The organism is Sphingobacterium sp. NPDC055346 (assembly GCF_053645235.1).
The window spans coordinates 201693-218414 of sequence record NZ_JBSHMI010000008.1 but is presented as its reverse complement, the minus strand read 5'-3'; the positions used below and the strand labels follow the sequence as shown (position 1 = coordinate 218414).

Sequence of the window (16722 nt, the reverse complement as noted above, 5' to 3'; positions counted from 1 at the left end):
GCTGGTATTTAGTATTTAGACTTTGGGGCATCTCTAAATGTTTACTTACAAACTGATTTGGAGATTGTAAAGAACTGTGTTTATGCCAGTGGATTACGATGTTATAATTCAACTGGCATAAAAACTTTTCCGTATTTATTTAATTCATTTAAGTCTACGTTTTCTTCAAATATCCCGAATACTGATGAACCTGACCCACTCATTGAAGCGTAGATAGCTCCTTTTTCATAAAGTTTTGCTTTAATATCCCCTATTAATGGGTAGCGATCAAAGAGGGAAATTTCAAAATCATTGATGATATGATATTTCCATTCTTGAATAGGAAGTTTTATCGCTTCTCGCAAGTCTACACTTGGAACCATAGGACTGACTCTGCTGTATGCCTCAGCCGTAGAGATGTGAATTTCCGGTTTGATTATTATGATCTTGTATGGACTTAGGTCGAGTTGGATCTCGCTGAGTTCGGTTCCAATCCCTTCCGCATACATGGCCTTATTATCAATAAAAAATGGACAGTCTGCTCCCAACTTTGCTGCATATTGCTTCAGGTTTTCCTTGCTTAAGTTTAACTTGAAGTAATCGTTTAAAAGCTCTAAGGTTGAGCTGGCATCTGAAGATCCACCGCCCAGACCTGCACCAATCGGGATGTTCTTCAATAGATGAATTTTTACAGGATCTATATGGTGGTCCTGTTGCAGGAAACGGAAAGCTTTAAGGCAAAGGTTTTGATCATCCGCAAGGAGATCAGAATTCCAGATCTGGATTTCCAGTTTTTCTGCCGGCAGTATTTCAAGGACATCATAGATCTGTACTGGATAGAATATGGTTTCCAGCTCATGGTATCCATCTTGCCTTTTGCTACGGATGTGTAAACCAAGGTTAATTTTAGCGTTTGCGAACTTCAGCATATACAAATTAAATGATTTTCCCTTAAGTAGCCAATGAGAATTTTAATGTTCATGAGTAGCTTTTGTTATATTTGGTCCTTAAGAATATGAAGTTGCTGAAGTATTTCCTAGTTATCTTATTTATTGTTGGTCATTTTGTCGAATCAAATGGTCAGAATATTCCGCGTGTCGGTTCTCCTTATGTGCAGCAGTACAGTAAGACTGTCTACCACGCCGGAAACCAAAACTGGGGCATAGCCGTGAGTCCGGAAGGAATGATCTATTCAGCGAATACAGAAGGTCTTCTTCAATACGATGGCCAGGAATGGGAACTTTATCGGATGAAAAACCATGCTGGTCTACGCAGCGTAAATATTGATCCCGCAGGAAGGATATTTGTTGGTGGAGCTGGAGAATTTGGCTATTGGACCCGGTCCGACTATGGGAAAATGGAATACAGCAGTTTATCCGGATTGGTCAGCGATCAACAGGCATTAAAAAATGATGAAATCTGGCGGATCATCATTGATGGTGATAAGATTTATTTCCATACCTTTTCCAAAAGTTACCTCTATCAAAACAACCAGATCAAAACCATCACCGCTGATGGCGAGCCATTTTTATTTGGCTTCCAGGTAAACGGGAAGATGTATTTTGAGCAACTCCCTTCTGGTTTGCATGAACTCAATGATAGCAAGTTAATTGCGATAAAAGATAAACATATGCTATTAGGATATAATATTTTAGCTATGCTTCCCTATAGTTCCAATGAAGTATTGATCGGGACTGATCGCAATGGCGTTTACAAGATGAATGCCGATGGTAGCATGGAGCCTTGGAAAACCGAAGCCCAGGACTTGCTGAAAAAATATCAGATCAATAATGCTGTCAAGCTTTTTGGAAACCAATATGCATTTGGTACCATCCAAAATGGAGTCATCATTGTGAATCAAGCTGGCGAAATTGTTCAGCATATCAATAAAAACAATGGTCTGCAGAACAATACGGTCCTCAGCTTAGCCGTAGATAAGCAATCCAATCTTTGGGTCGGACTAGACAATGGCATTGATCGGATTGACATCAATAGCCCATTATATTACTACTCAGACCTGACGGGTAATATCGGTACGGTCTATAGCTCGATAATCTTTGACAACAAGATCTATCTCGGCACCAATCAAGGCCTCTTTGTAAGTGATTGGCAAGGGGTCAACGATTATAAGTCTTTAAATTTTAGGATCGTGCCCAATTCCCAAGGTCAGGTATGGAAATTGGCCAATATCAAAGGTCAACTGATCTGTGGCCACAATAATGGAACATTTGTGGTTGAGGGAAATAGCATGCGTCAGGTTTCTTCGGTTACCGGTGCTTGGGATTTTGTCTCCATGCGAGATTCTAAATATTGGCTCCAGGCTAATTATACGGGTGTGAGTTTGATGCAGAGTGATCCTTATGCAAGCTTTGTAAAACAGTTTTCCTATAAAAAGGACCCAATTAGGAATATAATGCAGATTGGACCTGAAAGCTTTTGGTTGAGTAACTCACAGAATGTTTTCAGTTTTAAATTAAGTCCAAACTATCAAGATGCATTGGAATTTAAATTAGAGAATAATGGCTTGCCAAAAGGCAGCAAATTGCATGGGATCTATAATTTGGCCAATAATATTGTTTTTGCAAGTGATTCCGGTTTTTACTTATTTGACAATATCCTAAGGGCTTTCAAACCCTATGAAGAACTGAACAGCCAATTGGCTAGTTTTGCTTCCGCAAATAAAATAATCCCTATCCATAATAATGCTTATTGGTTTATCAAGAAGTCGCATTTGGCCAAAATACAGTTTCTAAGCGATGGCAAGTTAAAGATTGATTCCAGTTCATGGAATTCCCTAAAAGGCCGTATGATGAACGATTATGAGCAGGTATTAAATGTGGATGAAAACCTCTCTCTAATTGGTTTGGATAACGGCTTTGCCTTGTATTTCAATCAATATCCCGTTCAGCAAAACATCCCTAAACCTATCATTACAAGTATTTGGAACACCACATCTGATCCTTATTCAATTTATGATGAACTTGAGATCCCGAATAAGGAAAATAATATCAGGTTTTCTTTTGCGTCAGCTTGGTATTCCTCTTCAGCATTGAAGTACCAATATTATCTGGAAGGATATACCGAATCTTGGTCTACATGGGAAGAAATTGCATTTAAGGATTTCACCAATCTACCCTTTGGAAGTTATACCTTTCAGGTCAGGGCTATTACTCCTAATGGTATAAAATCTGAGATAACCTCTGTCTCATTTAAAGTATTACCGCCATGGTACCTGAGTTGGCCTGCTATTCTAGCTTATTTCATTGCATTAGCTGCTGTGATATACTTCGGTAAGAAATGGTATGAAAACAGGTTGTTGGAGCATCAGCGAAAGGTCAAGAAGAAATTATTGGAGGAACAAGAAGAACGTATGGCTCGTGAGGCTGCTGCCAATGAGAAAAAATTGATTTCCTTGAAGAACTTGCAATTGGAACAGGAATTGGAAAGTAAGAACAGGGAACTGGCCAATGCGGCTATGAACATTGTCTATAAGAATGAGATGCTCAATAATCTGCATCATGAACTGACCAATCTAAATGACTCCAGTGGGAACAAATTGAGCAACGATCAATTGCGAAAGGTAAATAAACTGATCGATGAAGCACATAGTGATGACCGGGACTGGGATCTGTTTGAGAAGAGCTTCAATGAAGCGCATGAGAACTTCTTTAAGAAGCTTAAATCTGAATACCCTAGCTTGGTTCCCAATGACCTGAAGTTATGCGCTTATTTAAGGTTAAATATGTCCAGCAAGGAAATAGCTTCTCTCTTGAACATCAGTACCCGTGGCGTCGAAATCCGCAGGTATAGACTGCGAAAGAAGTTGAATTTACCTACCAATAAGAACCTTACTGAATTCCTTTTGGAACTGTAGGGCATCCCTCCTTTTATTTCATTTTCATTAGCTAAATTTCTTAATGAGTAACCACTCATTTGCTAAAATGCTGCTCTTTTTTAGCATATGAACTGCTAAAAACACTTGAAATATTTGTTAAATATTTACTTTCCAGTACTACATCACTACATCATTACGCTAATATCAATTATGTGTTATTTATACACTAACTTAATTAACTTGTGATGAATATGATTGTTTTAAACATTTAGTTATCAAACATATAACTTTTATATAACATTTAAATGAGCAAGTAAAAATTGAATGTAGTAGTAATGTATATATGGATTATTTTAATTACAAACTTATACATCACATATTTGTTAAGTGAACAAACACTTTTTTACTTACTAAACATTATTCACTCAATTAAACCATTTGTTATATGAGGAAGTTATTTACACTGACCTTTGTTTTCCTTATCAGCTTTACATGGCTATACGGTCAAAGCAAAACCGTTACAGGTACGGTAAAGGACAGCCAAAGCATGATTGCTTTGCCTGGAGTTTCCGTTTCTATAAGTGGTAAATCAGGAGGAGCTCAGACGGATGAGGCAGGCCGTTTTAGCTTAGAGGCTAGCCCTACTGATTCATTGGTATTCTCTTTTATAGGATACGTGTCGCAAAGCATCGCAGTTGGCGACAAAGATCAAATCAATGTTTTCTTAGACGACGAGAACATGGCTTTAGAAGAGGTTGTGGTTGTCGGTTATGGTACACAGAAGAAAGTAGACTTAACGGGTTCCATTGGAAGCGTTAAGGCTGAAGAAATCGTGAAACAACCAGCCATGTCAGCTATGCAGTCTATTCAAGGTAAAGTAGCTGGTTTGAACGTAACAGCTTCAGAAGCTCCAGGTTCTACCCCACAAGTTACTATCCGCGGTCTAGGAACAGCATTAGGGGGAAGAAATCCATTGTATATCGTGGATGGTTTCCCAACTGATAACCTTAATTCAATCAACCCTGCAGACATCGAATCCATTAACGTATTGAAAGATGCTTCTTCGGCTTCCATTTATGGTGTTCGTGCTGCGAACGGTGTAATCATGGTTACTACCAAAAAAGGTAGAGTTGGTTCTGTTAAGATTGGCTACGAGGGCTATGCAGGTATGAAAAACATGTTGAACCGTGTTAAGATGGCTGATGCTTCCCAATATATCCAATATTATAACGAAAATATTCAGGGAATCGGAAGAGGTACTTTATTGGCGGCAAACCAAGCAAATAATACGGATTGGTTTGATGAAATCTTGCAAAATGGTACCGTATTCAATAACTCCATCAATATTTCTGGTGGATCTGAAATTGTAGACTATTTCTTCAGTGCAAATAATTTCACTGAACAAGGTATTATCGACGGTTCTAAATTCACTAGAAATACCATTAGAAACAACAATACCTACAAGTTTTTGGACAACAAACTTAAGTTTATCCAAACCTTAAACCTATCATTCAATAAATCTACGCCAAAACCTTTCAGTGCATTTAATGATGCCTACCGTCAGACTCCATTGGCTCCAGTTATGTTTGATAACGGTCGTTATGGTACTTCAATTTACAATTCTTCAACTGGTGTTGCTGGATACCAAACTCAACCTGGTGAAACGACTGGTAACTTGAACTCGATCGGTAACCCTGTTTATGCAATCCAAAGAGCTAATCAATTGTTGAACAATACTCGTCTTCAAGGTGGTATCGAAGCGGAATATCAAATCTTTGATTTCTTAAAGATCAATTCACGTATCGGTGGAACTAAGATCTTCAGCAATGAAAGATCTTTTACTGACATCAAAGATGCATGGTTAAATGGTAATCCACTTCGTACAGAGGCTGATTTCAATAAATTGAAAAATGACAATCCAAATGTCACTCAATATGCAAACAACAGCTTGATGTACAAAAAGAACGAAGATTTCAGATGGCAATGGGAAACCTTCTTGACATTTGACAAAAACTTCAATGGTCATCAAGTAAACGCAGTTGCCGGTTTCTCTAGGGAGAAATCTAATATTTCAAATATGCTTTCAGGAACTGGATATGACCTACCTGTTTTGGAGCAATATTGGAACATAGACATGGCTTCAGCAGATTATACCAAGGTGTTGAACCAAACTTATTATACACCAAGAGCATTAGCTTCTTATTTCGGTCGTGTTCAATATAACTACAACAGTAAATATTATGCAACAGCGACCATCAGACGTGATGGATCAAGTGTATTCAGAAACACAGGTAACTACTATGCGACCTTCCCTTCATTTGGTTTAGGTTGGACCATCTCCAATGAAGATTTCATGAAAGACAATACCGTATTGAATTTCTTGAAATTAAGAGCAAACTGGGGTGTATTAGGAAACCAAGATATTCCATTGAACGTTTCTCAATTATTGACTGCTGAAGGAAGTTCAAACTACAACTACGTATTTGGCCCTGGTCAAGACCTAGTATTGGGAGCAGCTTTTGGTAGCCCTGCATTACCATTGACTTGGGAGAAAACTCAAGAAACTGGTGTAGGTTTGGATTTTGAAATGTTCAATAGAAAACTTTCGGGTTCCGTAGATTTCTACAACAAGTTGAATACAAACGTATTGATGAATGTTCAGCCAATCTTGAACTCTCCTTTCGCCAATAACTTCTACGATCACGGTGGTAAGGTAAGAAACAAAGGTATTGAAGTGATCTTAAACTGGGCAAATTCAGTTTCTGAGGACTTTAATTACAATATCGGAGTTAACTACTCTTACAACCACAATGAGTTGACTGATGTAAAAGCAGCTTATGACGGAGCTATCGGTGGTAGTCTTGCAAATGGTCAGATCACTAAGCAGATCAAATCCGGACAGCCAATCTACGGCTGGTGGATGTGGGAGACCGATGGTGTTTGGCAAAATACCGATGAAATTGCAAACAATGCAAAATATGGTACTCCTCGTCCGGGTCACTTACGCTATAAAGATCAAAATGATGATGGTGTAATCGACAACAGGGATAAAGTATTCTTCGGATCGTATATGCCAACTTCTACTTACGGTGTGAACCTAGGTATCAACTACAAAGCGATTGATTTCTCTCTTTCAGGATATGGTGTTGCAGGTAACAAGATCTACAATGCATTGAAAGGAACTAGGATCAATGGTGGTGAAAACATTACTGAGGATACTTTCAACAACCGTTGGACAGCAGATAACAAATCTAACACCGATCCAGGAGCTGATAGAGATTCATATGCTTCTAGTTATTACTTAGAGTCTGGTAATTATTTCAGGATCAATAACATTACCCTAGGCTATACCTTCAAAAAGTTATATAACTCTACTTCAAACATGAGGTTATATTTCACAGCGCAGAATCCATTTATGTTTACCAAGTACACTGGTTTCTCACCAGAGATTGCTAGCGATGGTAACCCTGCATTGACTTCAGGTATTGAGTTATCGGCATACCCTACTACAAGAAACTTCTTGTTTGGTATCAATGTTCAGTTCTAATTAATTAATGACGACAACATGAAATTTAGAAATTTAAATATAGCATTATTGGCAGCTGCAGGTCTTTTGATGACTGGCTGTTCCAAGGATTTTTTAGACGTGCCATCCCAGGAAGTAATTGAAGCTGAAGACAGTAATGAAAATTACTCTCCCGAAGTATTAGTGAATGGTATCTATGGTATGTTCACGGACTGGAATTATGGATTCTCCTTCTTGGGGATTACAGAAATCATTTCGGATAATTCAGAAAAAGGTTCTTCACCTACAGATACTGGTGGTGACAAAGATATCTTAGATAACCTAACCTACACCTCTACTGCTGGTTCATTTGCAGCTTTATGGGAACAATGGTACAAGTCTATCGGTAGAGCGACCAATTCCATTCAATACACAGAAGAATATGGTTTGACGGATGAAACCTTGAAAAACAGGTATATCGGTGAAGCAAGGTTCTTGAGAGCTTTGAATTATTTCTGGTTAGTTCGTGGCTGGGGCGATGTTCCTATCCAGGAGAAAGACCTGATCATTAGGGCTCCTCAGGCTGAAGTATATGCATACATTGAAGCTGACCTTCAGTTTGCAATCAATAACCTTCCTGATAAGTCCAAATATGCCGCTAAAGATTTGGGTAGAGCTACTAAAGGTGCTGCTCAAGGATTATTATCCAAGGTATATCTATACCAAGGGAAATGGCAGCAAGCATTTGATTTGGCACAAGCAGTAATCAGTTCTGGAGAATATTCTTTAGAGCCTGATTACGCCAAGATCTGGAGACTTGCAGGTGAAAACGGGTCCGAATCTCTATTCGAAGTTCAGGCTAGAGGGTCTTCAATTGCCCACGGTATACAACAATACTCGCAAACTCAAGGTCCACGTGGTGGAGCTGCTGGAATTGGTTGGGGATTCAATACACCATCTCAAAACTTATTGGATGCTTTCAATGCGGAGAAAGATGATATCCGCCGCGATGCTACCATTATTTTCAGAAATGAAACCATGTTTGATGGTTTACTAATCGGAAATACCGAGAATGAAATGTACAACGAAAAGGCTTATTCATCTGCAAATGGTGGAGCAGGCGATACAGATAAAAACCTTAGGTACTTACGTTTAGGTGAAATCTACTTAATCAAAGCGGAAGCTGCCAATGAATTGGGCAATACATCCGAAGCCTTGACTGCTTTGAATGCTGTTCGCTCTCGTGTTAAGCTGGCTAATTCAACAGCTTCAGGTCAAGTAGCCATCCGTCAAGCGATCTGGAAGGAACGTCGTTTAGAGTTGGCAATGGAACATGATCGTTGGTTTGATTTGGTAAGGACCAAACAAGCCGAAGCAGCGATGAAAGCTGCCGGCAAACCGTTCGTTGCTAAACATTATCTGTTCCCTATTCCAGATAATCAATTGATTCAGACACCAGATATGGTTCAAAATACTGGCTGGTAAATTTTCATACAATTAGAGGGAAGGTCTTCGGATCTTCCCTTCTATTACCACTTTCAAGCATGAGAAATCTATACTCCACTATTTTATTGTTCAGTTCAGTTTTCATGGCTTGTTCTAAAAACGAAGCCCCTGATAAACCTCCTAGTACCAGTTTTGCACTGACTTCTGTTAGCAACGGAAATAAGGTGTTGCAAATTGCTTCCAAAGGAATTGAGCTTCAGCCTGAATTTATTCTTGAGTTTGATGAGAATGTTTCGAATCAAGATCTAAATAACTCCATTCAGATTTTGGATGCCAATAAATCCGCAATTTCAAGCACTGTAAAACTACTTGAAGCAGGTAAAAAGGTTTCCATTACTCCGACTAAAGCCTTAAACCCACTATCCAAATATGAGGTATTGGTAAAGAATTCCCTGAAAAGCAATGTTAATAATCCCTTAAACCAACAATACAACTATTCATTCAATACAGCGTTTGACCCTTCTGACAAGTTCAAGAGGATTTCACAGGATGAGTTAATGACCTTGGTTCAAAAGCAGACCTTTAACTATTTCTGGACCTTTGCACATCCTAGCTCTGGAATGATCAGGGAACGAAATAGCTCTACTGAAACAGTTACCACTGGAGGAACTGGATTTGGTTTAATGGCTATCGTAACTGGGATTCACAGAAACTTTATCAGTAAATCTGAAGGATTGGAAAGAACCAAGAAAATTGTTTCCTTTCTCAAGACAGCGGATAGATATCATGGCGCTTTTTCGCATTGGTACCAAGGTGGGACGGGAAAAACCCAGCCTTTTAGTGAGAAAGATAATGGCGCCGATATCGTTGAGACCTCCCTACTCTTTCAAGGGCTAATGGTCGCTAGGGAATATTTTCAAGACGCCAATTTAACGGCTGATATCAATGCTTTATACCAAGCGGTGGAATGGAATTTCTTTCAGAACGGGCAGAATGTTCTCTTTTGGCATTGGAGTCCTAACCATAATTGGGATATGAACCTGAAGGTTCAAGGATGGAATGAATCATTGATCACCTATGTATTGTCGGCTGGAAGCAATAAGTTCAGCATTGACAAAAAGGTTTATGATGAAGGATGGGCCAGAAATGGACAGATGAAAAATGGAAAGCGTTTCTTTGAGATGGAACTACCTTTAGGTCCAGATCAAGGTGGACCGCTTTTTACAGCACAATATAGTTTTCTTGGAATCAATCCAATGGGATTAAAAGATGCTTATGCCGATTATGAGGTACAGGTGAAAAACCAGACATTAATTAACCGAGCTTATTGTATTTCAAATCCGAAAGGATTTTATGGGTATTCTGCAAGTAGTTGGGGTCTTACAGCAGGTGATATCCCTAATGGATATTCAGCGATGTCACCCAGCAATGATCTAGGGATCATCAGTCCAACAGCTGCATTGACATCCATGGCATATACACCAAAAGAATCTATGGACGCCATGGAGTTCTTTTATTATAAGCTTGGTGACAAATTATGGGGCCAATATGGTTTCAAGGATGGCTTCTCCCTGGATGAGCCTTGGTTTGCGGAAAGTTACATCGCAATCAATCAAGGACCTATAATCATAGGGATAGAGAACCACCGCAGTAAATTAATCTGGAACTTATTGATGAAGAGTCCAGAAGTAAAAAACGGATTAAAGAAATTAGGGTTTAATTCTCCTAACATTTAATATATTATGAAGATACGAGCAATTACAATCGGGTTATTATTAGCAGCTGCAGGGATTCAATCTTGTCAAAACGTACAGAAAACGGATAACAAGAAAGAAACGAGCCAGTCTGTAGATAGTGTTGCCCATTCAAACGATTCCCTGATGAACAAGATTCAGCAGCAAACTTTCCAATATTTCTGGGAAGGTGCTGAACCTAATTCAGGAATGGCTAGAGAAAGAATCCATATCGATGGGGTCTATCCTGAGAACGATGAAAATGTCGTTACCATCGGTGGAAGTGGATTTGGCATTATGGGGTTGATCGTTGGAATGGAGCGTGGCTATATTTCCAAGAAAGAAGGAGAAGATCGCTTAAACCATATCATGGATTACTTGGGGAAAATCCCAAGATTCAAGGGAGCTTGGTCACATTGGTACCATGGAGATACCGGAAAAGTTAAAGCTTTCAGTGAAAAGGATAATGGTGGTGATTTGGTGGAAACGGCATTTCTAGCTCAATCACTGATCGTAGTGAGAGAATATTTGAAGAATGGATCTGATACCCAGAAAACCATTGCCAACAAAGCTGATGAGCTATGGAAAGAAATCGACTGGAATCATTATACCAATGGTAAGAATGTCTTGTTATGGCATTGGAGTCCGACCCACGATTTCGGAATGAATCATCCTATTCAAGGATATGATGAATGTCTGGTAACCTATGTATTGGCGGCTTCCTCTCCTACACATGCCATTGATACCGCGGTGTACAACCAAGGTTGGGCAAGAGATGGAAAAATTAAGTCGGATCTTAAAAAATTTGATATTCCAATAGGCATCAAGCATAATGCAAAAGAAGGTCAGGTTGGACCATTATTCTGGGCCCATTACTCCTTTTTAGGATTAAATCCAACGGGGTTAAAGGATCAGTATGTTGATTATGGTGAAGTAGTCGTGAACCATGCTAAGATCAATATCGCCTATGCTGAAGAGAATCCTAATCATTATAAAGGATATGGTGCTGATAAAGGTTGGGGATGGACCGCTTCATACTCCATCAAAGGATATGATGCCCATCATCCTGACAACGATAAGTCAGTAATCAGTCCGACTGCCGCCTTGTCCTCTACCCCTTATACCCCAAAAGAAAGTTTAGCATTTGCGAGGTACCTGTTCAATAATTTAGGTGATAAGGTATGGGGAAAATATGGTTTTTATGATGCTTATAGTGAAACTGAAAATTGGTTTCCGCAGCGATACTTAGCCATCGACCAAGGTCCTATCGTGGTCATGATGGAAAATTACCGTTCTGGTCTGATCTGGAATCTGTTTATGCAAGCTCCAGAGATTCAGTCAGGATTGAAAAAGTTAGGATTTCAAAGTCCAAATTTGAAATAATAAGTGGTTAGTAATGAATGCTCAGCCCTTAATGGGCTGAGTTTTTATGAATCAATTTGCAATGAAATTTTTTAAGAATATACTCTGTTGCGGACTAATCCTTAGTTCCAATATGTTATTTGCCCAACAGGATCAAAAGATGGATTCTTTCATCGATGGCCTGATGAACAAAATGACCATAGAAGAGAAAATTGGGCAATTGAACCTGGTTACCGCCGGTGAGGCGACGACTGGTTCTGTAGTATCTACGGATGTGGAATCTAAGATTAAAGCTGGAAATATCGGGGGAATATTTAGTATGACCTCTCCTGCTCGAATCCGTAAAGCCCAGGAATTGGCAGTAAATCAATCTCGTTTAAAGATTCCCATAATATTCGGAATGGATGTTATCCATGGTTACAAAACCATTTTCCCGATTCCATTGGGATTAGCGGCAACCTGGGATATGCCATTAATCCAAAAAACGGCGCGTGTAGCTGCTGTTGAGGCTTCAGCCGATGGGTTGAACTGGACCTTCTCTCCTATGGTCGATATTTCGAGAGATGCCCGTTGGGGAAGAATCTCCGAAGGAAGCGGAGAAGACACCTACTTAAGCTCTCGGATTGCCAGAGAGATGGTCGTTGGCTATCAAGGTGAAGATCTGAGCAAGAACAATACACTAATGGCTTGCGTAAAGCATTTTGCGCTCTATGGAGCTGCTGAATCTGGTAGAGATTATAATACCACAGATATGAGCTTGAATAGGATGTACAATGAATATCTACCTCCTTATAAGGCGGCTTTGGATGCAGGTGCGATGTCCGTAATGACTTCATTTAACGATATCAACGGAGTGCCGGCAAGTGCAAACCATTGGTTGTTGACCGATCTTTTGCGTAAAGACTGGAAATTTAATGGGCTTGTTGTAACGGATTATACGGCAGTCAATGAATTGATCGACCATGGCTTAGGGGATCTTCAGAAAGTTTCCGAATTATCCTTGAAAGCTGGAGTGGATATGGATATGGTCGGTGAAGGATTTTTGACAACCCTAAAAAAATCATTGGATGAAGGTAAAGTTTCAGAGGATGATATCAATAGGGCCTGTCGTTTTGTTTTGGAGGCAAAATATAGATTAGGATTATTTGAAGATCCGTTTAAATATTGTAGTGAAGACCGTGCGAAGAAAGAAATCCTGACTCCTGAGCACTTGAAACTGGCTAGAGAAGCAGCAGGTAAATCCTTCGTGCTCCTGAAAAATGAAAGCAATACTTTGCCTTTGAAAAAACAGGGAACGGTTGCTGTCATTGGACCATTGGCTAATACTGGAGCAAATATGCCAGGAACATGGAGCGTCAGTGCTGATCTGAAAAACACGCAGTCTTTAGTGGAAGGCATGCAATCTGTTTTGGGTGATAAAGTGAAAATTGTAACTCATTTAGGTGCCAATCTTACCGATGATGCTGCCTTACAAGAGCGTTCTACAATGTTTGGTCGTACCATTCCGAGAGATGACCGTAATCCAGAGGAAATCATTGCTTCAGCCATCCAGGTTTCTCAGGAAGCTGATGTAATCGTTGCTGCTTTGGGTGAAAGTTCAGAAATGAGCGGTGAAAGCTCAAGCCGTACTGACCTCAATATTCCTGAAAGCCAAAAGCGCTTGTTAGAAGCTTTAGTGAAAACTGGAAAGCCAGTGGTATTGGTGTTATTCGCAGGAAGACCTATGACGCTTTCCTGGGAAAGTAAAAATGTCCCAGCAATCTTAAATGTATGGTTTGGTGGTACTGAAACCGGAAAAGCAGTAGCTGATGTACTTTTTGGAGATGTAAATCCTTCAGGAAAACTTCCTGCAACCTTTCCTCAGAACGTTGGTCAAGTGCCTATGTACTACAGTCAAAAGAATACTGGAAGGCCTTTGGCTAAAGATGCCTGGTTTCAGAAGTTTAGGTCTAATTACCTAGATGTGAGCAATGAACCTTTATATCCTTTTGGATACGGATTGAGCTATACGAAATTTGAATATGCTGCTGTAAAACTGGATAAATCAAGCATCCATAAAGCAGATAAACTAAAAGTTTCGGTTACAGTGAAGAATAACGGTAATTTTGATGGCGAGGAAGTCGTTCAGTTGTACCTTCAAGACTTAGTAGGCTCCCAAACAAGACCTGTTAAGGAATTAAAAGGCTTCCAAAAAATCTTTATAGAAAAAGGCAAATCAAAAGAAGTTGAATTCATTATTGAAGAAGAAGATCTTCGATTCTATAATCAACAGTTAGAATTTGTATCAGAGCCTGGAAAATTCAAGGTCTATGTGGGCACCAATTCAAGAGATGTTCAGGAAGCTGAATTTGAATTAATGGACTAGAAGAACTTGCATAATAATAGTTAAAACAATGAGTAAGAGCGACCATAATTGGTCGCTCTTCTTTATTTTGCTTCGCTGTAAAAGTCTACTTCAATAAATTTCTGGAATTCGCTTTCGTCATCCTGGGCCAATTGAAATTGTTTGATTACTCCAGCAATATTCAATTTTGCTTCTGCCAATAGTCCTGCATCCTTATCATGTGCTACCAGAACCGATTGACCAGAAAGCTCATCTTTTATTTCATAGACGATATAGGTTTCACTGATTGGTATCAGGGTAAATACATCAATTACTGGAATCGAGATATAACCAGAAATAACTCCTTCTCCTTCGATTTTTCTCGGTACTCCAGTTATAATAACAGCAGTCCCAGCATCCAAGGATTCCAATTCCCCATGTGAGTTTATTACTTGAGGAGTATACTTCTGGAAACTATCAGAAAGATTATCATCAAACCTACCTTCAATTTCCTGTTGTTCCCTAGGGGAAAGGTTTTTCATTGCTAAATTCAGGAACAGGACTGCCTTTTGTTTTTGAAGCACCGCCCCAGCAACCTTGGAAACCTCTGACTGTGAGATGAGATCATCATCTGCTTTTGTGAAAATATTATAAAATTGACCACCATTGTCCAAGGCATCGATGGCTTGACTGGCACTATTGAAAGGTGTTATTTGTTCCATGTGTGAATTTATTATTGATATACTTAAATCTAAGGATTTTATTGTTCTAATAATAGCGATTTACCGGTTATCTAGGGTTTTTTAGCATTTATGACATGGGTAAGATGATGATTACAGTGCCAAGCATAGATTCCGATGGCAGTTTCAATACTGATTGTCTTCTTGCTTTCAGGATTAATAAATTGCTTTTTCAAATCCTCTTCCGAAAGACTTTCCAGTAGTGTCGCCCAGCGTTGATGTAGACCCTCCAATATCTTTATTGAACTTTCAATTTGTTGCAAACTATCTGCAAGGCAAGCCCATCTGTCTTCTTTATAAGGTTTTATTATCGGTGTATCTTCCGTGAGTGCCAGTTTAAAACGAATAAAACTATTCATATGGCTATCGGCGCAATGATGAACCAATTGTCTGATAGTCCAACCTCCTTCCCTATACGTCAATTCTAAATCTTTTTCCTGAAGCTTCTGTACTTCATTTTTTAGGTATTCAGGAAACTTAGCTATGGTATTGATCCAGCTTTCAATGGTTTCTTTACTAATATTTTCAGGTTGACTGAACTTACCGATTGGGTACCTCAGCTTTTCAAGTTGATCTTTTAGCATTTCATTAGGCTTTTATTCCTCAATTTAATTGGATTTATGCCAATTTTCCTCGAAGTAATTAATGTATTGACGATATTGCGATTCAGGTTCAGCATTCTGTACTACAATGCTTTTCCACTCATCAAATTTAGCTTTATCCTTGGCATGAAAGTAACTCTGAGCCATATTAATGGCCATTTCAGCGACTTGGTTTTTATCAGAAGCGAGTTCTATTCCTTTTCTATAAACCTTTTCGGCTTCAGGTAAGTTATTGAGATGCTTTAGGGAAAATCCAAGTTCACGGTAATACCAAAAGTTACTTGGATCATTTTCAATTGCCTTATTTAAGACGATTACAGCCTTATAAAAGCTTCCAGTAGCATTATAGGCATATCCAAGTTCAAATTCTAATCCCGGATAATGTGGATTCTCCTGATAGGCTTTTTGCAGGATTGGCAAAGCTTTGATACTCGCACCAGCACCATTCATCATGGATGCTCTATGGACGCGTGTCTCAATAAAATCAGCATTCTGTTTATAATTTTGGAGCCATTCTGGAGGGTTTGCTAATCCTAGCTTTTTAACTTGTTCATCTGTCAGGACCTTCACATTAAAAGTATTGCGATCTAGCCTCATTAATATATTGCTGCTAGTGTCCAATCTAGGGACTTTATGGAATTCACTGTTTTTATATTCCAGTTCGCTTTGATAGTTAAAAGTATAACCAGCCTCAGAGTCCAGATAGACAAATCCTAATGCATAAGTATTCTGTTTTTCCTTTTTATCAAAGATCACCCATTTATCTTCAGCATCATAAAACTTGGTTTCAAAGGTCAGAGTGGACTTTTGAGCATAAGCGATTTGAATCAAAGAAATAATAAGGAAAAATGTTTTTTTCATGCCGAATTACTTTACGCTAAAGTCGGGAATTAAACGGTAAAATCTAAAAGTTGAGAAAGATTTTAAGGGTTTTTAACTGATTATTGGTCATAAATTATTGTTTTTTATAGGGTGTAAAAAATAATATAGCTCATTTTCAGGCTAATAATAATTAAGTTTTGGAGAGCGTACAAAAATTTCTACTTTTGTCGCGGAGAGTTGGCAGAGTGGTCGAATGCGGCGGTCTTGAAAACCGTTAACTGTCACAGGTTCGGGGGTTCGAATCCCTCACTCTCCGCACAAAAAGCCTTCATCGTAAGATGAAGGCTTTTTTGCGTGAGTGAGGGATCGAACCTT

10 protein-coding genes and 1 tRNA gene are annotated in these 16722 nt (G+C 39.1%); 7 read left to right on the top strand and 4 right to left on the bottom strand.

Annotated elements, in window-relative coordinates:
* Positions 1 to 101: 101 nt before the first annotated feature.
* On the bottom strand, positions 102 to 908 hold the full coding sequence (gene ispE / locus ACWICE_RS16720; RefSeq protein WP_454298826.1) for a 4-(cytidine 5'-diphospho)-2-C-methyl-D-erythritol kinase: 807 nt from the start codon (positions 906 to 908) through the stop codon (positions 102 to 104).
* An 86-nt stretch (positions 909 to 994) separates the two neighbouring features.
* Between ispE and ACWICE_RS16715 the strand changes: the two genes are divergently transcribed.
* From ACWICE_RS16715 to bglX, 6 genes are all read left to right on the top strand, one after another.
* Positions 995 to 3853 (top strand): triple tyrosine motif-containing protein, encoded by a 2859-nt coding sequence (locus ACWICE_RS16715; protein WP_454298825.1) that lies wholly within the window; start codon positions 995 to 997, stop codon positions 3851 to 3853.
* Between the two features lie 406 nt (positions 3854 to 4259).
* A complete protein-coding gene (locus tag ACWICE_RS16710) occupies positions 4260 to 7361 on the top strand; it encodes a SusC/RagA family TonB-linked outer membrane protein (protein WP_254527144.1) in 3102 nt (1033 codons plus the stop codon).
* 18 nt (positions 7362 to 7379) lie between these two features.
* Complete coding sequence (locus ACWICE_RS16705; RefSeq protein WP_454298824.1) at positions 7380 to 8804, top strand: RagB/SusD family nutrient uptake outer membrane protein; 1425 nt, start codon at positions 7380 to 7382, stop codon at positions 8802 to 8804.
* Positions 8805 to 8863: 59 nt separating this feature from the next.
* Positions 8864 to 10501, top strand: a complete 1638-nt coding sequence (locus ACWICE_RS16700) for a glucoamylase family protein (protein WP_454298823.1) — start codon at positions 8864 to 8866, stop codon at positions 10499 to 10501.
* A 6-nt stretch (positions 10502 to 10507) separates the two neighbouring features.
* Positions 10508 to 11881: a glucoamylase family protein gene (locus ACWICE_RS16695; RefSeq protein WP_185212128.1), complete on the top strand. Its 1374-nt coding sequence runs from the start codon at positions 10508 to 10510 to the stop codon at positions 11879 to 11881.
* A gap of 61 nt (positions 11882 to 11942) precedes the next feature.
* Positions 11943 to 14225: a beta-glucosidase BglX gene (gene bglX / locus ACWICE_RS16690; protein WP_454298822.1), complete on the top strand. Its 2283-nt coding sequence runs from the start codon at positions 11943 to 11945 to the stop codon at positions 14223 to 14225.
* A 62-nt stretch (positions 14226 to 14287) separates the two neighbouring features.
* Here bglX and ACWICE_RS16685 read toward each other — a convergent pair whose 3' ends face one another.
* From ACWICE_RS16685 to ACWICE_RS16675, 3 genes are all read right to left on the bottom strand, one after another.
* Positions 14288 to 14905 carry a hypothetical protein gene (locus tag ACWICE_RS16685; protein WP_185216319.1) on the bottom strand — a complete coding sequence of 206 codons (618 nt, stop codon included), beginning with the start codon at positions 14903 to 14905 and terminating at the stop codon, positions 14288 to 14290.
* Positions 14906 to 14976: 71 nt separating this feature from the next.
* Positions 14977 to 15507, bottom strand: coding sequence for a YfiT family bacillithiol transferase (locus tag ACWICE_RS16680; RefSeq protein WP_454291172.1), 531 nt, complete (start codon positions 15505 to 15507; stop codon positions 14977 to 14979).
* Positions 15508 to 15531: 24 nt separating this feature from the next.
* Positions 15532 to 16386, bottom strand: coding sequence for a tetratricopeptide repeat protein (locus ACWICE_RS16675; RefSeq protein WP_454298821.1), 855 nt, complete (start codon positions 16384 to 16386; stop codon positions 15532 to 15534).
* A gap of 192 nt (positions 16387 to 16578) precedes the next feature.
* On the opposite strand from ACWICE_RS16675, the gene ACWICE_RS16670 reads away from it, so the two are divergent.
* Positions 16579 to 16663 (top strand) — tRNA-Ser (locus ACWICE_RS16670).
* The last annotated feature ends 59 nt before the right edge of the window (positions 16664 to 16722 follow it).